Raw genomic sequence first — 24,018 nt, 5'->3', positions numbered from 1 at the left:
CCCGCGAGTCAGCCGAGACCCACCACACCCTGCTGGGTGATCTGTGCGATGTAGCCGTCCACGCTGATCACCTGCGTGTAGGGCGTGTCCTGCCCGACCTCCCAGCGCACCGAGCCGTCCCGGACGTCGATCGCGAGCAGCCGCAGCCCGGAGGACCCGCCCGCGGGGTCCGCGGACGCCGGGAACAGCACGGTGTCGCCGTCCGTGTAGGCCCCGAAGATCATCGACTCCACGGTCCAGGCGTTGCCGTGCGTGGAGAGGACGTCCGGGTCGACGGTCCAGCGCTCCGCGCCGGTGCCGAGGTCGATCCCGTGCACCTCGCCCTCCTCGTCCATGACCACGGCGGTGCCGGACACCCGGGCCAGCACCGCGACGACGGCGAGGTCGGGCACGGTCCAGAGCACCTCCCCGGCGTCCTTCGCGTCGGTGGACACGGCGCTCGTCCGCGGGCCCACGCGGGCCAGCAGCAGCCCCGGGTCCCGGCCGTCGGTGGCCCACGGCACGAGGGCCCGGCCGTCGAGGGTCACGACGCCGCCGTCCGGGAGGTGCACCGCGTCGCGCGGCGCGCCGTCGGGGGCGGGCTCCGGCGCGGGCTGCACCCAGCCGCCGTCGGGCAGGGCCGCGAACGAGGCGGTGTCCAGGCCGCCGGCCGGGGCGTCCGCGGGGTCCTCGGGATCGTCGAGCCGCGTGCCGTCGAGCAGGAGCGCGGCGGAGACGCCGCAGCCCTGCACCTCCAGGACGCCGTCGAGCAGGGTCCAGCCGAGGGCGCCGGCCACATCCAGCTGCGGCGCGCTGTCGTCGTAGGTCACGCAGCTCTCGGGCAGCGGGTCGCCGAACGCGACGGTCTCGCTCCAGCGCTCCGTCCCGGTGGCGGCGTCCTCCTCGCGGACCACCAGGTCGGGCCCCGTGAACCCCTTCGGGAGGTGGGCGGCGCCCATCTTGTCGACCACGACGGGTCGCGGCTCCGGCACCGTGCCCGTCAGCTCGAAGGTGATCAGCGTGCCGTCGGCGGACGGGGCGACCACGGCGCCGTCCTCGAGCTCGCGGCTCGCCGTCGTGCCGTCCGCCTGGATGACCGTCACCTCCTGCGGGTCGCCGCCCGAGCTGACGCAGACCAGGGGGTCGGCCGGCTCGGCGGACACGGGGCCGCCCACGCCGAGCCGCCCCGCCGGGCCGCAGTCCGGGTACTGCCCGACGTGCACGGTCCAGCGCACCTCGCCCGTGGCCGGGTCCACGCCGCGGACCCGCTCGTCCCCGACGATCGCGAGCAGGCCCGGCATCTCGACCAGGGTCGCCGAGATCGGGTCCTCCAGGTCGACGGACCACTGCTCGGCGGGCTGCTCCGCCAGGCTCCGCACACCGCCCGGGGCGGCCAGCAGCGCCTGGTGGCGCAGCCGGCCGTCGACCAGCACGCCCGCCACGACCGCCAGCACGACGACGGCGGCCGTGCCGCCCGCCAGCAGCACCTTGCCCCGGCGGGTGGTCGGCAGCCGCCGCCGGACGGCCGCCCCGCCCCGCCGCGCCGTCCGCCCGACGGCGGTGCGGGCGCCCGCGACTGCCACCGCGACCCGTCCGGGTTCCCGCGGTGCCGGCTCTCCGTCCGGGTCGGCCGCGGTGCCGGACCCGTCGTCGTCGGGGTCGGCGCCGTTCGGACGGGCGCCGTCCGGTTCGGCAGTCCTGCCGGATGCGCCCGGGACCTCGTCGATCAGGTCGAAGGTGTGCACCTTCTCGGGGTCGGAGCTCCCGGGCGCGGCGGAGTCGGGCTGGGTGCGTTCGGTCACGCCCCGAGGGTAGTGCCCCGGTCCGTGGCCAGGGCCGATCTCCAGGTGACGCGGCCGCCGGTCTGCATCAGCGCGCCTCGGTAGGCGCGCTCGCTGAGCAGCACGGCGCCCAGGGTGGCGACCACGAGGACGAGGAGCGACACGATCGGCTCCCACCAGAGCGCGTCCCCGTTGAGCACCCGCACGGGCATCGACACGATGGACGCGGGCGGGATGTAGGAGAGGACGCGTTCGAGCACGCCGTCGGCCGAGAACGTCACGATGTAGACGCCCATGAGCAGCATCATCAGCGGGGTCGTCGTGTACTGGAGGTCCTCCGTGCGGGACGCGAGGGACCCGGCCACGGCGTACAGGGCCGCGACGGCGACGAACCCGACGGTGAAGAAGACGACGAACCAGATCATCGTGGCCGTCATCGCGGGCAGGACGGCCGACAGGTCGGTGAACGAGAGCCCGACGAGCCCGACGGCGGCCAGCAGGAGGTTCTGGGCCAGTGCGATCACGGAGCTGCCGATGATCTTGCCCGCCAAGAGCTGCCGCAGCGGGACGGCGGTCGCGATGATCTCGACCAGCCGGGACTGCTTCTCCTCGATGACGCTGCCCGCGATCATCGCGCCCGAGCCGACCGCACCCGTGAAGAACAGGAACGCGAGCACGAACCCCGCGAGGAAGACGACCTGCGGGTCCACGGGGTTGCCGTCGAGGCGCTGGGTCTCGATCTCGCTGCCCGCCGTGAGCGCCTCCATGGTGGTGCCCGCGCCGGTCGCGCGGTCGGTCATGACCTGGTCGCGCACGGTGGTGCCGAGCAGGCCGGCGAGGTCGCCGTCGGGCTCGCGCCAGCCGGAGAGGGACCAGCCGGACCCGTCGTCGGAGCTGAGCCAGGCGTCGGCGGTCTCGTCCCGGAGGGCCGCCTCGGCGGCGGCCGCGTCGTCGACCGGGACGACGTCGAGCTCGATGTTCTGGTCCGACGCCGCCGCCTCGTCCCGGGCCGACTCGACGGCCGTCAGCGCGGCGTCGTCCCCGGCCACGACGGCGACGTCGAACGACTCGGTGCGCCCGTCCATGTAGGCGCTGAAGCCGACCAGCCCGCCGATCATCGCGATGGTGATCGCGAGGCCGACCAGGAACCCCTTGTTGAGCGCGCGCACCACGATCTCGCGGGTCGCCACCAGCATCCACGCACTCGTCATGAGGTCACCTCGCGGTAGATCTGGGCCAGCGTCGGCCGCACCGGGGAGAACTCCTGGACGGAGCCCCGGTCCAGGGCGGCCGTCAGGAGGCGGGTGGCCGCGGCGTCGTCGTGCACCTCGACCAGGGCGGACGAGCCGTCCACGTCGACGGCGAGGACGCCGGGCACGCCGCGCACGAAGCCGGCGTCGCCCGACAGGACGAGCCGGTGCCGGGTCACGCCCTGGGCGCGCAGGTCGTCGGGGGTGCCGTCCGCGAGGAGCCGGCCCCCGCCCAGGATGACGAGCCGCTCGCAGAGCCGCTCCACGAGGTCGAGCTGGTGCGAGCTGAACAGCACGGGGACGCCGCGCCGGGTGTGCTCGCGCAGCAGGTCGGCCATCGCGTCGACGGCGGCGGGGTCGAGCCCACTGAACGGCTCGTCGAGCACGAGTGCCTTGGGCTGCCCCATGACCGCCGCGACGATCTGCACGCGCTGCTGGTTGCCGAGCGACAGCTTCTCCACGTGGTCCTTCGCCCGGCCCGCGAGCCCCAGCCGGTCGAGGTGCTCCAACACCTCGCGGCGGGCGGCGGGGGCGTCGATGCCGCGCAGCCGCGCCAGGTAGACGAGCTGGTCGAGCACGGGCTGCTTGGGGTAGAGGCCGCGCTCCTCGGGCATGTAGCCGAACTCGCGGCGGTCGTGCCGCGTGACGGGGGCGCCGTCGAACAGCACCTCGCCGCTCGTGATCGCCAGGACGCCCATGATCATCCGCATGGTGGTCGTCTTGCCGGCACCGTTCCCCCCGACGAACCCCGTGAGCAGGCCCGACGACGCGGTGAAGCTCACGCCGTCCACCGCCCGCCGGGGTGTGTCGCCCGAGGCGAACACGCGGGTCAGTGCCCGCACCTCCAGATCGCTCATGGCCCTCACGCTAGGGGCCGCGAGTCGCCCGCGGGATCCACCGGAAGTCGGAACCGGCTCCCCCGAGGGAGGGGCGGCGATGCCGTCTGGGGTGGTGGTCGGCAAAATGTCAGGAAGTCGGCATTACGAGTTACCGATCTCGCGACATTCTGCCGACCATGCACCCCGGCACGCGGGCTTTGATCTGGTATTACACGTTCCGGTTGCCGTCGTCGTTCTGCCACGTATTGTCCCGTCCGGAACGCCGCTCAGAACAAGGGCGGCCCTGAACCGTTCAAAAGCCCGTCCGCGGAGGAATGTGCAAGACACTCCGGCGGATGAACGGCGGTCCGGCCCCACGGGCCGGAGCGTCGTGGCAGAGGGGCACCGGGCAACATCTGAACCCGCAGGGGGAGCGAAGCGTGCGCAAGCGTTTGTTCATCACAGGAACGGCCGCGGCCTTGGTGCTGACGGCCGGAATCATGGGCGCCGTCGCCGTGCAGCCGGCAGGCAAGGACCAGAACCGGCTGACGTCGGCGGGGGCCACGTCGGCCGACACCCTCCAGGGGCTGCCGCCCATGATGCTGAAGCGTGAGCCCGTGGCCGGGTCCGGCGAGAACGGGACGGTCGACGTGCACGGCAAGCCCGCACCGCAGAAGAACCCGTTCACGTACATGCCGCCGCCGGCGCAGGAGAGCACGCCGGCGAACACGGGGAAGACCTACGAGCCGCCGGCGAGCGACCGCCCGGTCGCCCCGGGCCCGGACGTCAACCCGGGCGCGGGCAACCCCGTGCCGCCGGCCCGGCCGACCACGCAGCCCACGCCGAAGCCGACCGCCCCGCCGACGCAGAAGCCGACGCCGCGGCCCACGCCCACGCCCACCCCGACGCCGACGCCGACGCCCACCCCGGAGCCGACGCCCGAGCCGTCCGACCCGCCGTCGGAGGAGCCCACGCCGGAGCCCTCCGTGGAGCCGACGTCGCGGCCGACCCCGGAGCCGTCGCCCACCCCGACGCCGACCCCGGAACCGTCGACCGAACCGACCACGGAGCCCTCGGCGGAACCGACCTCCGAGCCGTCGACGAGCCCGTCGCCGGAACCCTCGGCGAGCCCTTCCGCGGAATAGGCTGAATAGTCCTTTTCCGGGGTTTATGCCGGATCGAAGAATGCGCGGCCGAGCGGTCGGGTCGCGCATTCTTCGCCTACCCAGCCATTCGGCCCGGAACAAGCTGTGTTTCGGGCCCGCTGACTGGGTAGAAGCGCACTTCGGATCGTTCGGATCAGGCCTGGTCAGACCAGACCCAGGCGGTGGGACAGGACGACGGCCTGGACGCGGTCGCGCAGGTGCAGCTTGGACAGCACGTTCGAGACGTGCGTCTTGACCGTCGCCTCGCCCAGGAACAGCGTCGAGGCGATCTCCGCGTTCGACAGCCCGGTGCCGACCAGCTCCAGCACCTCCCGCTCGCGCGGGGTGAGGAGCGCGAGCCCGGCGGGTGCCGGCTTCGCCGTCTGGCGCGGGGCGCCCACCGGGCCCGACGACGGCCGCTCCCCCGCCACCATCTGCTCGATCACCCGCCGCGTGATCTGCGGGGCCAGCAGCGCGTGCCCGGCCGCCACCGTGCGGACGGCCTCCACGAGGTGCTCCGCGTCCGAGTTCTTCAGCAGGAACCCGGAGGCGCCGGCCGCGAGGCCGTCGAACACGTACTCGTCGTGGTCGAACGTGGTCAGCACCAGCACCTTGGCGAGGTCCTCCGCGACGATGCGGCGCGTCGCCTCGATGCCGTCCATGACGGGCATCTGCACGTCCATGAGCACGATGTCGGGGCGCAGCTCGCGCGTCAGCTCGATCGCCGTCGCGCCGTCGCCGGCCTCGCCGACCACGTCGAGGTCGTCCTCCACCGAGAGGATGAGGGAGAAGCCGGAGCGCACCAGCGCCTGGTCGTCGACCAGCAGCACGCGCGTCATCCGGTGGCCTCGGTCCGGGCGGCGGACCGGGTCGCGGACCGGGCGTCCCGGTGGGCGACGGGCCGGGCCTCAAACGAGGTGTCCGGCGCCGGCAGCGGCAGCCGCACGCGCACGCGGTACCCACCGATCGCCCGCGGCCCGATCTCGACGACGCCCCGGTGCGTCGAGACGCGCTCCCGGATCCCGAGCTGGCCCAGCCCCGAGCCGGACGTCCCGTGGCGGGGCCGGCCGTCGTCGAGCACCTCCACCTCCGCGTAGCCGTACGGGAACCGCTCGTCCGCCAGCAGCTCCGGGCCGCGGACCACGCGGAGCGTGACCGTCGCGGACCGGGCCGTCGAGTGCTTCCGCACGTTCGCCATCGCCTCCTGGGCGGTCCGGTAGAGGCTCAGCCCCATGGGATCGGGCACGTCGCCGGCCGCGCCGGGCGGCTCCTCGACCTGGCGGTACGTCGTGTCCAGCCCGTCGTCGTCGGCGGCGGCCAGCGCCGGGAGGTCGGCCAGCCCGGGTTCGGGCGCGCGGGAGGCGCCGTCCGACCCGGCGGAAGGAGCGCCGGCAGGCACCGTGCGCAGGGTGCCCACCAGGTTCCGCATCTGCGTGACGCCTTCGCGCGACTCGCGCTCGATCGTGGCCAGGGCCTCGGCGGCCCGCGCGGGATCCCGGTCCAGCACGCGGCGGGCGGCGGCCGCCTGGATGCCGATCACGGACACGTGGTGCGCGACGACGTCGTGCAGCTCGCGCGCGATCCGGATGCGTTCGGTGACCACGGCCTGATCGGTCAGGGCGGTCCCCTGCCGCTCGATGGTGGCGGCCTGCTCCGCGAGCAGGTCGCGGCGCCGCGCCGCGTTCCACTGCATCTGTCCCGCCAGCACCGCGCCGCCGAAGAACGCGACGTTCATGATCACCTGGTAGATGGCGCTGGCGAGGTACGGGTCCATCTGGCCGGGCCAGTCGGCGGGTGTCGGGAACTCGTCCAGGATGGTCTCGATGCCCTGCTGCACCGCGAACATCCAGACCACCCAGCCGAGCATCACCATGGTGCACGCGCTGACCACGATGAGCATGGCCCGCCGGTCCCGCGCCCACGCCACCGCGGTGAACATCGCCACGAAGTACATGATCTGCATCGGCATGAGCATCGTGGCCGACGGGATGGTCAGCCCGAGCCCGAGCCATGCCGCGTACACGAGCACCAGCGAGATCAGGGGGTAGCGGCGGCGCCACGCGAGCGGGAGGGTGCTGGCGACACCGAGCAGGTAGACGAGCCACATCGGCAGGTCGACGCCCTCGAACAGGCCCATGCTGAGGCCGAGCTCGATCGAGAGGGCCGCGAACACCGCGAAGCCGGCCCCCAGCAGCAGGTCCCGGCGGTAGGCCTTCTGGCCGGCGGGCACCCGCTCCCAGTCGGCGTCGACACCGAACCAGTCCGCGAGCCGGCTCGCGGCGGCCCGGGCGCGGTCGGATGGCGCGGCGGGCCGCCGGGCACCGGCGTCGGGACGCCGCGTTTCGGCGTCGGAGCGCCGGGAATCCGGCTGAGATGGGGCAACGGCCATGCCCCCAGCGTAGGAAACCGGGGGCACGGCCGCTTCCGCCTTGCGACGGAGACGCGCTCAGCAGACGGTGAACGACCCGTTGCCGCTCAGGTTCCACGTGGTGTTCTCCCCGCACGGCGACTCGCGCACGGTGGTGTTGTCGACGCGGAGCGTGACGGCGATGTTCCGGTTGTTGGGGAACTCGGTGCGCGCCGCGAGCCGGACCTCGCCGCCGCCGTTGACGGTGCCGCCCGCGATCGTGATGTCCGAGCAGTTCTCGATGAGCACGGAGTTGTTGCCGTTGCCCGCCAGGTCCACGGAGCCGATGCGCGCCCCTCGCGAGTTGGACACGCAGAACACGCCGCGGCCGCCGCCCCGCGACCGCACGCGGTCCACGGTGATGCCGGGACCGTTCTCGTTGGCCATGCGGAACGTGGCGTAGCCGGTCCCGGTACCCACGTTCTCGCCGTCCACGGTGCCGATGGTCGCGTCGGTGGTGCCCTGGAGCAGCAGCCCGGACTCGCCGACGTCGCGCGCGGTGACCGTGCCGATCGTCAGACCGTCGATGTGCCACGTCTCGATCGCGTGGCTCGTCATGCCGGAGGCGTAGACGGAGTCGATCCGGACGTCGGAGCTGCCGGGCAGGTCCCGCTCGAACCGGATGCCGATGCCACCGGTCATCCGCAGGTCGATCTGGCCCAGGTGGAGGCCGTGCGCGTCGGCGAACCGCAGGCCGAAGTACGGGGCGCCGGTCATGCGCAGGTAGGGGATCGAGACGTCCTCGACCCCGACGGCCTGGATCGCGCCGCGGCCGGCCACGTACCCGGTGGCCAGCGTGCCGCAGACCTCGAACGCCGTGTGGCTCGGGAGGTCGATCGTGTTGTCGCCGATCCACGCGCTGGCCATCACCGACACCTTCTCCTGGCTGGTGCGGCCCGGCGTGAGGGCGCCCAGCGCCGCCCAGATCGCGGTGATGTAGAACTCGCCCTGGTAAACGGTCCGGCCGCGGTAGGTGGCCGTGAAGCCCGACGACTGGCTCCCGGTCACGAGCGCGTCGGCGCCGTCGCCGCAGGCGGCGGCCTGGGTGGTGGCTGCGGCGGACACGACGTCGGCCGCGGCGACGTCGAGCGCCGCGACGTCGGTCGCTGCGACCGCCGGGCCGGCGAGCAGGGAGACGACGGTCGAGAGGGCGACGACCCCGGCGGCAAGAAGCCGCGGGCGACGCCGGTGCGTTGGTGCCATGGTCACTCCTCCTTGAGGACTCGGTGCTTCAGGACTCGGTGCATGAAACCCTGGCACTACAACGTTGTAGAACCAGGTGGGTCACGAGGGTAGGGACGAGACCGCGCCCGCACCAGGTCTCGCCGCGATCCGAAACGTTTCACCCGCGACGCGCCGGTCCGGCACGCCGCAGCGGACGTGCGACCGACCTCGGCCGGACGAGAATTGCTGGACACGGCCGGCACGGTGACGCAAGGTGGCGGAGCACCGGCTGACGCGACGTGGCAAAGCACCGGCCCGACGAAGGGAAGTCCTCGAATGACGTTCTGGATCTGCAGCACCTGCGGCGTGGAGCACGAGTCCCGGCCCGAGGTGTGCGCCGTCTGCGCCGACGAACGCCAGTGGGTGCCCGCCGACGGCCAGCACTGGACCACGCTGGAGGAGCTCGCGGCAGCGGGTGAGAGCATCGCGGTCGAGGAGCTGGAGCCGGACCTGTACGGCCTCAACACGGTGCCCGACGTCGGCATCGGCCCTACCGCGAAGATCGTCCGGACCGCGGCGGGCAACCTCATGTTCGACGTGCCCGGCTACGTGGACGACGCCGCGGTGGACGCCGTGCGCGAGCTCGGCGGGCTGGCGTTCATCGTGGCGAGCCACCCGCACATGTACGGGGTGCAGGTCGAGTGGAGCCGCCGGCTCGGCGGGGTGCCGATCCTGGTCAGCGAGGCCGACGCCGGCTGGCTCGCCCGGTCCGACGACGCCGTCGAGCTGTGGAAGGGCGACCGCGAGATCCTGCCCGGCGTGACGCTGAGCCAGCCGGGCGGGCACTTCCCCGGGTCCGCGGTGGCACACTGGGCCTCCGGCGCGGCCGGCAAGGGCGTGCTGCTGAGCGGCGACACCATCTTCGCCAACCCGGACCGCACGTCGGTGTCCTTCATGCGCAGCTACCCGAACCGGATCCCGCTGTCGGGCCCGGTAGTGCGGCGCGTGGCGCACCACGTGGCGCGGTTCGAGTTCGACCGGCTCTACAACAACTTCCGGGGCGTGATCCCCGTCGACGCCCGCGACATCGTGCTGCGCTCGGCGGACCGCCACGCGGCCTGGACCAACGGCGACTTCGACCACCTGACGTAGGCGGGGCGCGGGCGCCGGCGGGCGCGGCCGGGCGCGGCCGCGCGATCAGGGTGGTCGGTAGAAGGTCAGGTGGTCGGCAACCCGGGTTGCCGACCACCTGACCTTCTACCGATTACTCGCCCGCCGGCGGAGCCGGCGCGTGCTCATCCGGTCAGCAGCAGCGGGCGCCCGGGTTCGCGTCCTGCGCCGCGTAGCGGTCCCGCCAGAACTCGCCGACGGTCGGCACGGCGGCGTCCGGGTGGGCGCGGCGCAGGTGCGCCACGTACCGCTGGTAGTCGCTCTCGCCCAGCACCCCGGTGACGTACCAGGTCAGGGCCTGCCAGCCTCGGCGCACGACGGCGACCGGCCCGGGGTTCCGTGCCACGAGCGCACTCATGCGTGCGTCCCCGTCCTGACCTGGTCCGGGTTGGCCTCGTAGTAGGCGGTCCACTGGGCCGCCACCTCCTTCTCGACGTCGGTCGGGACGAGGCCCGACGGCGCGAAGGTGGTCGACTCGGCGTCCGGCTCCTCCGTCGTCGGCAGGCCGCCCGCGCGGATCGCCTTGACGCAGACCCACAGCGCCACGAGCGCGACGACCAGCACGAGCACCGCGAACACGATCGACAGGGTGCCCTGCAGGAACGTGTTGCGGATGACGGCGTCCATCGCCGCGGGGTCGGTGGCGGTACCGAACGACGTCTCGCCCGCGTCCCGCGCCTCCCGGAACGCGTTGTGCTGCGCCCAGTACCCCAGGCTCGGCTCGGGCGAGAAGATCTTCTGGTACGACGCCGTCATGGTCACCGCGAGGTCCCACACGAGCGGGACCGCCGGGATCCACGCCCACCTGAGGTAGCCCTTCTTGACCACGACCACCGTGACCAGGGCGAGCGCCATCGCGGCGAGAAGCTGGTTGGCGATGCCGAAGAGCGGGAACAGGGTGTTGATGCCGCCCAGCGGGTCGGTGACACCCATCAGCAGGATGGCGCCCCACAGCCCGCAGACCACGATCGAGCAGAGCCAGGCGCCCACGCGCCAGGACGGGTCGCGGAACCTCTTGAGCGGGCCGCCGAGGTTGCCGAGCGTGTCGGACAGCATGAAACGGGCGACGCGCGTGCCGGCGTCGACCGTGGTGAGGATGAACAGCGCCTCGAACATGATCGCGAAGTGGTACCAGAACGCCTGTAGGCTCGCCCCACCCAGGAACGAGCCCAGGATCTGGGACATGCCGAAGGCGAGGGTGGGCGCGCCGCCGGTGCGCGAGACGATCGACTCCTCGCCCACCGCGTCCGCGGCGCCCTGGATGTCGGCCGCCGTGGCGGGCGGGCCGGCGAGGCCGAGCCCGTTGACGTAGTCGGCGGCCGTGCCGGGCTCGCCGCCCGTGAGCGTGGCCGGGGCGTTCATCGTGAAGTACAGGTGCTGGTCGATCGAGATGGCCGTGACCAGCGCCATGATGGCCACGAACGACTCGGTGAGCATGCCGCCGTAGCCGATGAGCTTGAGCTGGCTCTCCTTCTCGACCAGCTTCGGACTCGTGCCGGACGAGATCAGCGCGTGGAACCCGGACAGCGCACCGCACGCGATGGTGATGAACAGGAACGGGAACAGCGACCCGGCGAACGCCGGGCCGTTGCCCTCGATGGCGAAGCTCGACACCGCGGGGGCCTGCACGGCGGGCTGGGCGATGATGACGCCCACGGCCAGCAGGATGATCGTGCCCACCTTCATGAACGTGGACAGGTAGTCGCGCGGGGCGAGCAGCAGCCAGACGGGCAGCACGGAGGCGAGGAAGCCGTAGCCGACGATGAGCCAGGCGACGGTCACCTTGTCGAGCGTGAACATCTCGGCGCCCCAGGTGGTGTCGGCCACCCAGCCGCCCGCGACGATCGCGAGCACCAGCAGCACGACGCCGATGATCGACACCTCGGACACCCGTCCCGGACGGATGTACCGCAGGTAGACGCCCATGAAGAGGGCGATCGGGATGGTCATGCCCACCGAGAACACGCCCCACGGCGACTCGGCCAGGGCGTTGACCACCACGAGGGCGAGGACCGCCAGGATGATGATCATGATGACGAACACGCCGATCAGGCCGGCGGCGCCGCCGACCGAGCCCATCTCGTCGCGGATCATCTGGCCGAGCGAGCGGCCGCGGCGGCGGGTGGAGAGCCACAGGACGAGGTAGTCCTGGACGCAGCCGGCCAGGACGGCGCCGATGATGATCCACAGGGTGCCGGGCAGATAGCCCATCTGGGCCGCGAGCACGGGGCCGACCAGCGGGCCGGCACCCGCGATGGCCGCGAAGTGGTGGCCGAACAGGACCCGGCGGTCGGTCGGGGCGAAGTCGCGGCCGTTCTCGTGCTCCTCGCCCGGCGTCGCACGGTCGTCCCGCGGGCGCACGACCTTGTACTCGATGAGGCGGGCGTAGAAGCGGTACGCGATGACGTAGGTGCCGACGGCGGCGACGACGAAGTACGCGCCGTTGACCGACTCGCCGCGGACGAACGCGACCAGGGCCCACGCGACGGCCGTGACGAGGCCGATCACGGCGAAGACGATCTTCTTGCTGGTGGTCATGGGTCTGCGGTCGATGACCGCGACGGGGGGAAGGTCCGGGTTGTTCCGAACGAGCTCAACGTGCTCGGGTGAGCGCACGACGGCCTCCTTGCCGGGTGGCCGGCCCGTGGCGGGCCGGATGCTGGGTGAATCCTGACTACCCACCGACTCTAGTTGTCCGGCAACACGAGAAACCAGGCCCGATCCCCTGGACTCGACGTGTCAGACGTACAGATCCCTCCCGTGACCTGTAGGTCTGACACGTGAGGTGTGGGAGCCTCGTCCCCGTGACCTTCACCCTGCCCGCGCCGCTGGTCGGCCCGGCACGCCTCACGGCCGCCTTCCTCGTCTCGGCGTCCGCGATCCTGCTGTTCGCGATCCACATCCGGCCGGTCGCGTACCTGCCGCTGGTGCTGGGTATCGCGCTGGGCCTGTGGGCCGACCGGGCTCTCGGCCGCGACCTGGCGCTGATCGGCGTGGGCATGGGGATCATCTCGCTGATCTCGCTCAAGGCCGACCTGTCCGACGCCGGGATGCTGCGCTTCACGCTCGCGCTCGGCGGGTCCGTCCTGGTGCCGTGGGCGCTGTCCCGGTTCGTGTTCAAGCAGGACACGATCCGGTTCCCCGTGGCGACCGGACAGCGCTGGAGCCGCGGGCAGTGGATCTACCTCGCCCTCGTGGTGATCATCGGATACCTCCTGCTGCCGTTCTACTTCCTGGGCTCGGGCGCCTACCTGAACTGGCCGGACCTGGAGGGCACGCAGGACATCTGGCGGCTGTTCGTCGGCGTGAACGCCGTGGGCATCTGGGACGAGCTGTTCTTCATCTGCGTCGTGTTCGCCCTGTACTGCAAGCACTTCCCGATGTGGCAGGCCAACATCCTGCAGTCGATGATCTTCGTGTCGTTCCTGTGGGAGCTCGGCTACCGCGAGTGGGGGCCGCTGCTGACCGTGCCGTTCGCGCTGGTCCAGGGCTGGATCTTCGCCAAGTTCAAGTCGCTCAGCTACGTGGTCGCGGTGCACCTGCTGTTCGACGCCGTGGTGTTCGCCGTGCTGGTGCACGGGCACCACCCGGAGCTGTTCGACATCTTCGTCACGGCGCCGTAGCGGTCCGGGCGCCGTCGTCCGCCTGGGCGGGCAGCGCCGTCCGCCCCCGCGGGCGGACGACGGCGCCTAGTTCGTCTGGTCGTTCGTCTGGCCCGGCCCGCCGACGGCGGCGAGCAGGTCGCGAACGTCCTCGACCTCGACCCGGATCGCGTCCGCCTCCGACTGCGCCAGCGCCGTGGCCTCGGGGTCCGTGCCGCCCTCGATCTCCTTGTCGGCCGGCTGCAGGCCGCCGTAGTGGTGCTCGACCAGCGCGGCCAGCAGCGCGATGTCGAACTCCGAGCCCTGGAGGCCGGCCATGGCATCGATCTGCTCGTCGGTGAGCATGCCGTGGTTCCCGCCCTCGTGGGAGTGTGCCGTCGTGCCCGCCCGGGGCCCGCTGCCGTCGTCGGGCACCTCGGTCGTGAGGCCGCCCTCGGCGAGGGCGAGCGCCTCCCGGCCCGCGGCGGGAACCGGGATGTCCCGGGCCTCCAGCCAGGCGGCGAGCTCGTCGACCCGGCCCGCAGACGCCTCGCCGACCTCGACGGCGAGGGCGAGCACGTCGTCGTCCGTGGAGCGTCCCGGCGCGAGGGCCGCGAGCTGCACGGCCTGCGCGTTGTGCTCGATCGCCACGGCCGCGTAGCCCGAGTCGGCCTCCGAGTACCCGGCCGCCTCCTGCTTGGCCGGGACCAGCACGCCGAGCCAGAGCAGCAGCGCCAGCACCACGGCGAGGCCGCCGGCGAGGACGGCGCCCATGATCCGCAGCCGCCGGCCGAGCCCGTAGGCGGACGGCGTCCCGCCGTCGTCCGCGGGCGTCACGCTGCCCGACGGCGGGGTGGTCTCCTCGGTCGTCGAGTCCTGGGGCGTCATGTCCGGGAGGTTCCCACACAAAGCACCGTCCGCGCCATCACGGAAAACCCTGATGCGGTGTCCTTCACGCAAGGGACTGACCAGGTACTCCTCTTCGAGGCCGGGGTTTCTCCTCTTTGCGGCGACTCAAAGCGAAGAAACCCGGGCCTCAAAGACAATGCCGAGGCCCACCGGCAGCGAACTGCCGGTGGGCCTCGGGTGTCGGACGCCGTCAGACGTTCGGGTCAGTGCCCGAACGGCTCCTGCATCTGCGGGTTGAGCGACTTCTGCTTGACCCGCTCGGCACGACCGTCGATCGAGTCGTCGATGTCGAACGTGTCGAAACCGATGCCGAGGTCGTTCGAGTACGCGTAGCCGTTGTAGTAGTACGTCGACCACGTGCCGCCGCTGCTCACGCCCTCGCCGCGGTCGAACCAGGCGAGCTCACGCGGACGCTCCGAGTTGGTGAAGTCGTACACCGACACACCGCCCTGGTACCAGGACTGGACCATGATGTCCTTGCCCTTGACCGGGATCAGCGAGCCGTTGTGCGCCACGCAGTTCTCGGCGGCGGTGTTGATCCGGGGGATCTTGTAGTACGACTTGAACTCGAGCTCCGTCTTGCCGTGGCGCCCGCGCTCGATGTCGTAGATGCCGTTGGCACCCAGCTCCGGCGCGTACTCGCCGGTGCAGGTCGCGAGACCGCCACCGCCGAGCTCGTCGGTGAAGACGACCTTGGTCGCGTCGTTGTTGAACGTGGCCGAGTGCCAGAACGCGAAGTTCTCCGTGTCGCGCACCTGGCTGATCACCTTCGGACGCTCGCGGTCCTTGATGTCCAGCAAGATGCCGTCACCCATGCACGCACCGGCGGCCAGGTCGTACTTGGCGTAGGTGGTGATGTCGTGGCAACCGCTCGTGGTGGAGGCGCTACGGCTGGGGTCACCCTCGTAGCCACCGTCCGGGAACAGCACCGGCGTGGAGACGAGCTTCGCGGCCTTCGGGTGCTTCACCGGGATCTTCACGATCGAGATGAAGTCGTGCGGCGGCTGGCAGTCCGGGAACGTCGCGTTGGGCGAGTAGGACGACACATAGGCGTAGAGGTCCCGGCCGTTCTTGGACGGCGCGAGCGAGTGCGTGTGCGAACCGCACTCGGTCTCGACCGACTTGATGTACTCCGGGGCGAGCGGGTTCGAGATGTCCCAGATCTTGATGCCCTCCCAGGCCGCCTTCTCCGTGGCGGGGAGGGACGTCGAGGCACACGAGTCGTCGCTGCGGGACGAGTCCGTGGACAGCACCAGGATGTCCTTGTAGACCGAGACGTCGTTCTGCGAGCCCGGGCAGTAGACCTGCACGACCTGCTCCGGGTTCTCCCTGTCGGAGAGGTCGTACACGGTGAAGCCGTCGTAGTTGCCGGCGAACGCGTACTTGCCCTGGAACGCGATGTCCGAGCCGGTGCCCTGGAGGGCGCCGTTCTTGGGCTGGTTGCTGAGGTGGGTCATGTTCTCGGACGCGGTCTCGCCCGGGGGCACGTCCGGAGCTGCGACGTCCGCGGCGACGGGCGCCGCGAAGGCCGTGGCCGCGATCATCGCGGCCAGGGCGGCGCCGGCGGCGCCCCGTACACGAGGTCGGGTAAAGGTTGGACGACGCACGGGCGTCACACCTCCTAGGTCGGTTGAGGGCAGTGTTGCTCACAGGGACCTCTCAGGACCAGGAGTTTCGGGATCTTTAACATGGTGGTGACAAACCGTCACCTAGTGCTGCGGAAGCGACATCCGGTGATGGTGTTCCCACGTCACAGCGCCTTGATAGATTCCGGCGTCAGCGTCGTCCATGGTTTGTCGCGACCCGGAGCAGGGGAGCCGATGACCGGTCGATGACGCGGCATTCAGCCCGTACGAGAGGATCGCCCGTGAAGACGCTGACAGGTGCCGGACGACGAGCTCGCGCCCGGACGGCCGTGATCGGCCTGGCCGTGCTCACGCCGACCCTCGTGCTCTCGGCCTGCAGCCCGGACGAGGAACCGGAGGCGGTCTCGACGCCGAGCTCGGTGGTCGTGCAGCCGGGCAAGCCGGGGGAGCCGGCGCAGACCATCGCGCCCGAGGACTACGAGGGAGCGCCGAACGCGGAGGCGCCCTTCTCGAAGGCGGACGCCGAGTTCCTGACCGACATGATCTGGCACCACGGGCAGGCGATCGAGATGTCGGTGCTCGCGCCGGAGCGCGCCGGGTCCGAGCAGCTCAAGAAGTTCGCAAGCCGGATCGACGTCGTCCAGGGCAGCGAGATCGACCTCATGTCCGGCTGGCTGGAGGAGAACGACTACCCCGTGCCCGTCACGGCGGAGGGCGGGGACGGCTCGGGTCCGCGAGCGCCGGAGCACGGGCACGACGCCGACATGCCCGGCATGCTGACCGACGCCGAGATGGCGGAGATCGAGGACGCGTCCGGGGCGGAGTTCGACCGGCTGTACCTGGAGGGCATGATCAAGCACCACGAGGGTGCGCTGGCCATGTGCAAGGACGTCGCCGGGGCGGGCAGCGAGGAGCGGGTGCTGGAGCTGGCGAACAACATCGCCGCGGACCAGATGGCGGAGATCGACCGGCTCGACCAGATGCTCGCGGAACTGTGACGGCCGGCCTGTGACATGACGATCGCCGGGGACGGAACAGGTGTTCCGTTCCCGGCGATCGAGGGTGACCGGCGGCGGCCCCACCAGGCCGCCGCCGGTCACGTCAGGCGCGGCGCCGACCCAGCAGGATCAGGCCCGCGAGGGCCAGCAGCACACCGAGTGCCGCCGCCAGGATGACGCCGACGCCGATGGCGCCGAGCGGCGCGCCGTCGACGCTGGCGCGGAGCTCGCCCGTGCCGTCGGACAGCTGCTCCGTGCCGGACGCCACGTCGGACGTGCCGGCAGCGAGCTTCGCGGACCCGTCGGCGAGCTGCTGCGTTCCGTCGGCCAGGGTGACCGCGCCCGCGGCGAGGGTGTGCGTACCGTCGTCGACGGCACCCGTGCCCTGGACGAGGTCGCGGGCACCCGTGCGGGCGTCCTTGAGCCCGTCGCGCACCTTGACCGACCCGTCGGCCAGCTTCTGCGACTTCTCGACCTTGGGCACGACGCGGTCGCGCACCTCGATGATGCCGTCGACCAGGCGACCAGAGCCGTCGTAAAGCTGCCCGGAACCGTCGTGCAGCTGCTGCACACCGGAGACAAGAGCCGGTGTCTGGCCTGCCAGCTCGACGTTGCCGCCGGCGACCTGGGTCGCACCGGCGAGCAGGGCAGGCAGGCCGCCCTTGAGCTGACCCGTGCCGGCAGCCAGCTCGGCGTTCCCGTCCGCGACCTGCGTCGCGCCCGACAGCAGCGCGGGGAGCCCGCTCTTCAGCCGGCCCGTACCAGCCGCCAGGTCAGCGTTACCGCCGGCGACCTGGGTCGCACCGGCGAGCAGGGCAGGCAGCCCGTTCTTCAGCTCTCCCGCACCGGCCGCCAGATCGGCGCTGCCAACGGCCGTGCGCTGAGCACCCGCGACGAGTTCCGAGCTGCCTGCGTATGCAGAACCGACGCCTCCGACGTACTGCTGGATGCCAGGAGCGAGATCATCAACGCCCGCGTTCAGTGCCGCGCTGCCCGCCTTGAGCTGCTCCGAGCCATCAGCCAAGATGGCGGCACCGTCCGCAAGGGGCTGCAGGCCACCGGCCACCTTCTGCACACCGGCTGACACCTCGGCCGAGCCCTCAGCCAGCTTCGCAGCACCGTAGGAGACCTGCGAAGCTCCGGCCGACAGGTCACCGAGTGAGGAAGCCAGACCCGACGCCCCGGCCTGCGCCTGCGCCGCACCGTCGCGGACTCGCCCAGCACCGGCCGCAAGGTCGCCGGACGATGCTGCGAGCGTCTCGAGCTGCGCCTTCAGAGTGGGATCCTCGGTGGCTCCAGCGAGCTGCGTCAGCTTGCCCTCGAGCGCGAGGTTCCCGCCTTCGACCTGATCTGCACCGGCGACGAGGCCGCCGATCTTCGTGGACAGTGTCTCCGCGCCAACCTGCGCCTTCGAGACGTTGCCAGCCACCGAACCCGCACCGGCCGCTACTACCTCAGCACCCGCTGCCGCATCACCTGCACCCTTGACGAGCGCGGGCGTAGCGGCGTTGAGCTGCGCCAGGCCGCCTGCGATCTGGTCTGCCCCTGCGTCCAGCCCCGCGGCGCCGGAAGCGACCTGGCCGGCACCGGTCTGGAGGGCATTGGTCCCGCCGAGAATTGCTTTGTTGTTGGCAGCAAGCAGCCCGAGACCGGAGTTGAGGTTCTGGCTACCGCCATAGATCAGCGCAGACCCCTCCGCCAGCTGGTTCGCTCCGTCAACCAGCGCCGGCGCCTTGCCGCTCAGCGTCGCGACCCCGGCCCGCACCTGTCCGGACCCGGAAGCCAGCTGACGCGCGCCCGCGTCGAGCGGAACCACCCCCGCGTTGACCGTCGCGACGCCCTCCTGCACCTGCCCGGCCCCGGAGGCCAGCTTCCGGGCGCCCGCGTCGAGCGGGGTCACTCCGTCGCTGACTGTTGCAACGCCGGCGGCGACAAGAAGCGATCCACCAGCAAGCCGCTGGGCGCCGTCGGCCAGCTCCGGTGCCTTGGTGTTCAGGGTGCCGAGACCGTCGTTCAGTGTCCCGAGCCCATCGTTCAGCTGCGTAGAACCGGCCGTGAGCAGCAGGGAGGCGTCCGCGAGGTCCGAGACGTCCTCCGCGGTCTCCGCAGTGCCGTCCGCGATCTGCTTGGACCCGTCGTGCAGCTTGATCACGCCCGCCCGCAGCTTCGCGGCACCGGCGTCGAGCTCCGAGGTCCCGTCCGCGAGCTTCTCCGCACCCGGCACCACGTCGTTCTGCACACCGTCGTTGAGCTCGGTGGCCCCGGCGCTCAGGTCGCCGACGCCGGAGACCAGTTCTGCCTGGACGCCGTCGTTCAGCGTGCTCGCGCCGTCGTCGAGCCGGCCCGCGCCGTCCGCCACGCTGCCCTGGAACAGCAGCATGAAGGCCGTGGCCACGATGGCGCCGATCAACAGCATGGCGACACCCACGGCCGTGAGGATCGTCGGCCCTGGTCCTGATCGTGGTCTCGGTGATGCATGAAGCTGCGTCATCGGTTCGCCTCTCGTTCTGCGGGCTTCGTCGCCCCGCGGAAGTTGTCGGACCGGCGCCCCTGCCCGCCGGGCTCGCCGTCATTGGCGAGCACGAAGCCCGTGATGGCGGGCGTCTGCGCAGAAGTTACCTGGGCGTTCAGCCCTGCGGAACGCTTTTACTGATCACAACTCAGTAAAGGAACGAAGATCACCCGCTCACGCGAAACGGTTCTACTGACCCGAAGTCAGCCCAGCCGGGCGTCCACGGCCTCGGCCGAGAACCGGTCGTCGATCGCGACCCGGGCCAGCCCGACGAGCACCGCCGCGGGCCCGAGCGCGGCTGCCCGGATCCGCAGCCGCGCGGTCGCCCGGGGCTGCGCGCCCGCGTATACGCCCGCGCGGATCCCCGCGATCATCGCGGGCATCGCGAGCTCGCCGGCCACGACGAGATCGGCGGGGTTGAGCACCCCGACCACCACGGCCAGCACCCGCCCGATCAGTCCGGCTGCCCGCTCGAGCTCGGCCGTCACGAGCGCGTCGCCGCGCTCGGCGAGCGCGCGCAGCTCGGTCAGCGAGCCGACGTCGGACCCAGCCTCGCCGAGGCGGCGCAGCAGCGCCGTCCCGCCCGCCTCCGCCGCCAGGCAGCCCCGCCGGCCGCAGCGGCAGACGGCGTCGCCCCCCACGTCGACGTGCCCGATGTCGCCCGCCCCGCCGTCGGTCCCGCGGTAGGTGCGTCCGTCGATGACGAGGCCTGCCCCGAGGAACCGGGACACCTTGACCAGCACGAACGGCTCGGGCCGGCCGTCCCGCCCCGCGCCGAGCTCGGTGAACTCGCCGTACGCCATCGCGTCGGCGTCGTTCTCGAGGTGCACCGGCACGTCGAACCGGGCGCGCACGGTCTCGACGACCGGCCAGGCGCCCCAGCCCGGCAGCACCGGCGGATCAGACAGGCGGTGGTCGTGCGGGTCCACGGGGCCGGGCACCGACAGCGCGACCCCGCCGACGGCGGCCGGCTTGATGCCGGCGTCGGCCAGCAGGTCGTCGAAGCCGTCCAGGAGCTGAGGCAGCACCGCCTCCGGTCCCGCCGCGAGGTCCACCGCCAGCGACGCGCGGGCCAGGACCGCCCCGTGCGGGTCGACGACGGCGAGCTCCGCCAGGTCCGAGGCATCAGGCACGGGCTCGCCGAGCTCCAGCGCCGCCACCAGCACCAACGAGTCCGTCGGGTCGAACACGAACCGCTCCGAGCGCCGTCCGCCCGTCGCGCCCGCGTCACCCGCCGTGCGGACGATCCCGGCCGCCACCAGCGCGTCCATCCGCTGCGCCACGGTGACGCGGGAGAGCCCCGTCGCCTCCAGCACCTGGATCCGCGTCGTCGCCCGTCCGCTCCGGATGAGCTGCAGGATCTCGCCCGCGCCTGCTGCCACGTCGTTCCTCAGTTCTTCTCAGGCCGACCGGCCCTCGTCGTTCCCGGGCCGATCAGCCCTTGTCCGCGCCGGCGGTCAGTCCCTCGGTGAGGGCACGCTCGGCCACTCCATACAGAATCACGATCGGCACGGTGAGGAGCACGCTGCCCGCCATGAGAACCGTCTTCGACACCTCCTGACCGTCGGCGAGGCGGGTCAGGCCGAGCGACACCGTCCACAGGTCCTGCTTGGCGGACAGGAACAGGAGAGCGAACAGGAACTCGTTCCACGCGATCATGAACGAGTACAGCGCCGTCGACATGATGGTCGGCATCGCGAGCGGCACGGTGATGCGGGTCATGATCTGGAACCGGGACGCGCCGTCGATCACGGCCGCCTCGTCGATCGACTCGGGGATGCCCGCGAGGTAGTTGCGCAGCATGTGTACCGAGACCGGCACGGTCAGCGCCACGTACGCGATGACCAGCCCCACCAGGGACGACCCGAGCCCCAGCACCTGGAACCCGACGAACACCGGCACCGCGATGATGATGGTCGGGAACAGGTAGACGGCCAGGAAGAGCCACGAGACCTGCGACCGCCCGGCGAACCGCAGGCGGGTGAGCGCGTACGACGCCGGCACCACGAGCGCGACCGTCAGAGCCGACGCCGCGACCGCCACGATCGCGGAGTTGCGCATGAACCGCCCGAACCCGTAGCCGCCGTCCTCCTCGGAGGCCAGCACGGCGCGGTAGGTCTCGGTGGTGATCCGGTCGAGCTGCGGCAGCACGCGCAGCGGGTCGCGCAGCAGGTCGTCGATCCGCACGAAGCTGAGGCTCAGCATGTAGACGAACGGGAGCACCGTCGCCGCGACGAGGAGCACGATGACGACGACGCGCAGCACCCGCAGCACGCTGCTCTGGACGGACACCGCGCTCATCGGTTCTCCTCCCGCTGCCGGGCCGTGAGCCGCAGGTAGATCGCCAGCGCGACACCCAGGAACACGGCCATCACCGCGGCGGTCGCGCTGGCGCCGCCGATGTCGCTCGACCCGGTGAGCTGCTCGAACACCCGCACCGAGGCCACCTGCGTGCCCGCGGCGCCGCCGGTGAGCAGGTAGACGTCGTCGAACTCGTTGAAGGCCATGACCATGCGGAACAGCACCAGCAGGGCGACCGTGGGCAGGAGCTGCGGCAGCACGACGAACCAGAACTTCTGCAGCGGCGTGGCGCCGTCGACCACCGCGGCCTCCTCGATCTCCTTGCTGAGGCCCGTCAGGGCCGCCCCCAGGAAGAGAAAAGCGAACGGGAAGTACCGCCAGATGTCGTAGACGATCACGGTGCCGAGCGCCGTGGGCGCGGCCGAGAGGAAGTTGACCGGGTGCTCCCAGCCGAGCACCTGCGTGCCGAACGCGTTCACGACGCCGTACTGCGGGTTCAGCGCCACCTGCCACACGAACGTGGTGGCCACGACCGGCGCCACGTACGGGAGCAGCATCACGGCCCGCAGCGGCGCGCGGAACCGGAACCGGTCCCGGAATGCGAGCGCCGCCACGAGGCCCACGGCGATGGAGCCCACGGTGGTCGCCACCGAGTACTGGACGGTGGTGAGCAGCGCCTGCCAGAACGCGGGCGACGTGAGCACGTCGGCGTAGTTGTCGAGCGTGAGCTCGTTGAACAGGCCGTTGCGGGCCACGTCCACGTAGCGCGCGTCCTGGAACGACAGCACCACCGTCCACACGATGGGGACCACGATGATCGCAGCCGTCACCAGCACCACCGGCGCGACGAGCGTGATCCCGTCGCGGCTCTCGCGGCCGCGCAGCTTCGACGCCGGTACGCGCCTCCCCCTGCGCAGCCGCCGTTCTCTGCCCCGCACCATGGGTCAGTCCCGGCCGGCGATCTCAGCCACGGACTCCTGCATGGTCGCCTGGGCCTCGGCGGCGTCGACGCTCCCCGACCCGAGATCGGCGGCCGCCTTGGCGAGCGGCAGCTCGCTCGTGACCGGGCCCAGGATGGCGCCCTGACCCTGCGGCAGCGCCCAGCGGTCCGCGGACTCGGGGGCGGCAGCCAGGGTGTCGGTCACGTCGGCGGGCCAGACGTCGGAGAACGTCTGCCGGGAGTCGATGCCGATCTCCAGCCCGGACCAGGCGTCGGTGTACTCCGTGGGGCTGTCGGCCGTGCCCGTGCGCACGGGCACCTTGCCCTCCGGCGCCATGGCCAGCCAGTCCACGTACGCGTCGGACATCATGTACTCCACGAAGTCCGTCGTCTCGGGATCGGCGCCGTCGGTGATGCCCCAGGACACGAACTCGACGTAGCCGGCCGCGTCGCCGCCGTCACCGCCCGCGGACGGCCCCTCCACCACGGGTACGACGCCGGTGTGGTCGGCGAGCCAGCCCGGGTCGTCCGCGCACTCGTCGCACGACGGCGTGAACTCCTCGCGCAGGCCGGCCATCTCGTCCAGGAGGAACGACGACCAGACGGTCATCGCGGCCTGCCCGGCGAAGTACGACGCGCGCGTGGACTCGACACCCTGCGAGCCCTCCGGCGAGAAGTCGGCGGCAAGGGCGCCGTACAGGTCGATCGTCTCGGTGCACGCGGGGCTGTCGAGGGTCGCCTCCCCGGCGTCGTCCACGAGCTCGCAGCCGTTGCCCTGGGCCAGGAACTCCAGGGTCTGCTGGGTGAACGGGTCGGCCGCGTCGGTGGACAGCGTGATCCCGTACCGCCCGTCGGCGGTGAGCTCCTCGGCGGCCGCACGCAGGTCGTCGTAGGTGGTGGGCGGCTCCAGGCCCGCCTCTTCGAACAGGTCGGTGCGGTAGTAGACCATCATCGGCCAGGCGTCCGAGGGGACGGCGAGCAGCTCGTCGCCGTCGCTGGTCAGCTCCAAGGCCTGCGGCGTGAACGTGTCGGCGCCGAGCGCGTCGACCACCTCGGCGGCGGCGTCCCGGTCGAGGTAGCCGTCCCGGTCGAAGGAGCGGACCAGCCCCGGGCTGATCGCGTTGACGACGTCCGGCATGTCCTCGCCGGAGAGGGCGGCGGCGGACAGGAGCTGCGAGACCTGGTCCTCCTCGACGGGCACGAGGTCCGTCTCCACGCCCGACTCTTCGGCCCAGGCGTCCATCGCGGCCTGCTGGATCGCGAGGCGCTCGGGCTGCGTCTCGACGGTCCAGACGGTGATCATCCCGTCGGACTCGGGACCGCCGCTGCCGCAGGCGGTGAGCGTGACGACCGCCGCCGCGGCCGTCGTGGCCGCAATCGTCAGGCGGACAATGGCTGCGCGGTGGTGCCGGAGCATGACTTCTCCTCGTCATCGAGTGAGTAGATCTGGCACTTATGTCTAACCTATTGTCGAAAG

The 24,018-nt window shown here is 71.7% G+C and carries 19 protein-coding genes; 4 read left to right on the top strand and 15 right to left on the bottom strand.

The window, feature by feature from the left end; genetic code table 11:
• Positions 1-8: 8 nt before the first annotated feature.
• From ACZ7LE_RS01355 to ACZ7LE_RS01345, 3 genes are read right to left on the bottom strand one after another with little or no spacing between them, the layout of a single operon-like run.
• Complete coding sequence (locus tag ACZ7LE_RS01355; RefSeq protein WP_470401604.1) at positions 9-1,781, bottom strand: outer membrane protein assembly factor BamB family protein; 1,773 nt, start codon at positions 1,779-1,781, stop codon at positions 9-11.
• A complete protein-coding gene (locus tag ACZ7LE_RS01350) occupies positions 1,778-2,971 on the bottom strand; it encodes an ABC transporter permease (protein WP_470401603.1) in 1,194 nt (397 codons plus the stop codon). The genes ACZ7LE_RS01355 and ACZ7LE_RS01350 overlap by 4 nt, the downstream gene beginning before the upstream one ends.
• Positions 2,968-3,867: an ABC transporter ATP-binding protein gene (locus tag ACZ7LE_RS01345; protein WP_470401602.1), complete on the bottom strand. Its 900-nt coding sequence runs from the start codon at positions 3,865-3,867 to the stop codon at positions 2,968-2,970. Before ACZ7LE_RS01345 ends, ACZ7LE_RS01350 begins: the two co-directional genes overlap by 4 nt.
• A 401-nt stretch (positions 3,868-4,268) precedes the next feature.
• Here ACZ7LE_RS01345 and ACZ7LE_RS01340 point away from each other — a divergent pair, with 401 nt between their 5' ends.
• Entirely contained in the window at positions 4,269-4,973 is a 705-nt protein-coding gene (locus tag ACZ7LE_RS01340; protein ID WP_470401601.1) for a hypothetical protein, read from the top strand.
• Between the two features lie 164 nt (positions 4,974-5,137).
• On the opposite strand, the gene ACZ7LE_RS01335 is transcribed toward ACZ7LE_RS01340, so the two are convergent.
• Genes ACZ7LE_RS01335 through ACZ7LE_RS01325 form a run of 3 tightly spaced genes read right to left on the bottom strand, consistent with a single transcriptional unit; the run spans position 5,138 to position 8,583 of the window.
• Positions 5,138-5,812: a response regulator gene (locus tag ACZ7LE_RS01335; RefSeq protein WP_470401600.1), complete on the bottom strand. Its 675-nt coding sequence runs from the start codon at positions 5,810-5,812 to the stop codon at positions 5,138-5,140.
• On the bottom strand, positions 5,809-7,362 hold the full coding sequence (locus tag ACZ7LE_RS01330; protein WP_470401599.1) for a sensor histidine kinase: 1,554 nt from the start codon (positions 7,360-7,362) through the stop codon (positions 5,809-5,811). Before ACZ7LE_RS01330 ends, ACZ7LE_RS01335 begins: the two co-directional genes overlap by 4 nt.
• A 57-nt stretch (positions 7,363-7,419) precedes the next feature.
• Positions 7,420-8,583 (bottom strand): hypothetical protein, encoded by a 1,164-nt coding sequence (locus ACZ7LE_RS01325; protein WP_470401598.1) that lies wholly within the window; start codon positions 8,581-8,583, stop codon positions 7,420-7,422.
• A gap of 297 nt (positions 8,584-8,880) precedes the next feature.
• On the opposite strand from ACZ7LE_RS01325, the gene ACZ7LE_RS01320 reads away from it, so the two are divergent.
• Positions 8,881-9,696 carry an MBL fold metallo-hydrolase gene (locus tag ACZ7LE_RS01320; protein ID WP_470401597.1) on the top strand — a complete coding sequence of 272 codons (816 nt, stop codon included), beginning with the start codon at positions 8,881-8,883 and terminating at the stop codon, positions 9,694-9,696.
• Positions 9,697-9,847: 151 nt separating this feature from the next.
• On the opposite strand, the gene ACZ7LE_RS01315 is transcribed toward ACZ7LE_RS01320, so the two are convergent.
• Both ACZ7LE_RS01315 and ACZ7LE_RS01310 read right to left on the bottom strand, forming a co-directional pair.
• Positions 9,848-10,072: a YbdD/YjiX family protein gene (locus ACZ7LE_RS01315; protein ID WP_470401596.1), complete on the bottom strand. Its 225-nt coding sequence runs from the start codon at positions 10,070-10,072 to the stop codon at positions 9,848-9,850.
• A complete protein-coding gene (locus tag ACZ7LE_RS01310) occupies positions 10,069-12,252 on the bottom strand; it encodes a carbon starvation CstA family protein (protein WP_470401595.1) in 2,184 nt (727 codons plus the stop codon). Before ACZ7LE_RS01310 ends, ACZ7LE_RS01315 begins: the two co-directional genes overlap by 4 nt.
• Positions 12,253-12,518: 266 nt before the next feature.
• Here ACZ7LE_RS01310 and ACZ7LE_RS01305 point away from each other — a divergent pair, with 266 nt between their 5' ends.
• Positions 12,519-13,337 carry a CPBP family glutamic-type intramembrane protease gene (locus tag ACZ7LE_RS01305; RefSeq protein WP_470401594.1) on the top strand — a complete coding sequence of 273 codons (819 nt, stop codon included), beginning with the start codon at positions 12,519-12,521 and terminating at the stop codon, positions 13,335-13,337.
• 66 nt (positions 13,338-13,403) lie between these two features.
• On the opposite strand, the gene ACZ7LE_RS01300 is transcribed toward ACZ7LE_RS01305, so the two are convergent.
• Positions 13,404-14,183, bottom strand: a complete 780-nt coding sequence (locus ACZ7LE_RS01300; protein WP_470401593.1) for a DUF305 domain-containing protein — start codon at positions 14,181-14,183, stop codon at positions 13,404-13,406.
• Positions 14,184-14,407: 224 nt separating this feature from the next.
• On the bottom strand, positions 14,408-15,811 hold the full coding sequence (locus tag ACZ7LE_RS01295) for an LVIVD repeat-containing protein (RefSeq protein WP_470401592.1): 1,404 nt from the start codon (positions 15,809-15,811) through the stop codon (positions 14,408-14,410).
• 260 nt (positions 15,812-16,071) lie between these two features.
• On the opposite strand from ACZ7LE_RS01295, the gene ACZ7LE_RS01290 reads away from it, so the two are divergent.
• Entirely contained in the window at positions 16,072-16,788 is a 717-nt protein-coding gene (locus ACZ7LE_RS01290; RefSeq protein WP_470401591.1) for a DUF305 domain-containing protein, read from the top strand.
• A gap of 103 nt (positions 16,789-16,891) precedes the next feature.
• Here ACZ7LE_RS01290 and ACZ7LE_RS01285 read toward each other — a convergent pair whose 3' ends face one another.
• From ACZ7LE_RS01285 to ACZ7LE_RS01265, 5 genes are all read right to left on the bottom strand, one after another.
• Positions 16,892-19,216, bottom strand: a complete 2,325-nt coding sequence (locus tag ACZ7LE_RS01285) for a hypothetical protein (protein WP_470401590.1) — start codon at positions 19,214-19,216, stop codon at positions 16,892-16,894.
• A gap of 287 nt (positions 19,217-19,503) precedes the next feature.
• Entirely contained in the window at positions 19,504-20,682 is a 1,179-nt protein-coding gene (locus ACZ7LE_RS01280; protein WP_470401589.1) for an ROK family protein, read from the bottom strand.
• Positions 20,683-20,734: 52 nt separating this feature from the next.
• Positions 20,735-21,601 (bottom strand): carbohydrate ABC transporter permease, encoded by an 867-nt coding sequence (locus ACZ7LE_RS01275; protein ID WP_470401588.1) that lies wholly within the window; start codon positions 21,599-21,601, stop codon positions 20,735-20,737.
• The gene (locus ACZ7LE_RS01270; RefSeq protein WP_470401587.1) at positions 21,598-22,542 is read right to left on the bottom strand and encodes a carbohydrate ABC transporter permease; all 945 of its coding nucleotides are present in this window, start codon (positions 22,540-22,542) and stop codon (positions 21,598-21,600) included. Before ACZ7LE_RS01270 ends, ACZ7LE_RS01275 begins: the two co-directional genes overlap by 4 nt.
• Before the next feature lie 3 nt (positions 22,543-22,545).
• On the bottom strand, positions 22,546-23,958 hold the full coding sequence (locus ACZ7LE_RS01265; protein ID WP_470401586.1) for an ABC transporter substrate-binding protein: 1,413 nt from the start codon (positions 23,956-23,958) through the stop codon (positions 22,546-22,548).
• Between the last annotated feature and the right edge of the window lie 60 nt (positions 23,959-24,018).

It is taken from the genome of Promicromonospora sp. NPDC110617 (genome assembly GCF_055598465.1).
The sequence above is the reverse complement of the archived record's forward strand: the minus strand, read 5'-3'. Positions and strand labels throughout refer to the sequence as shown.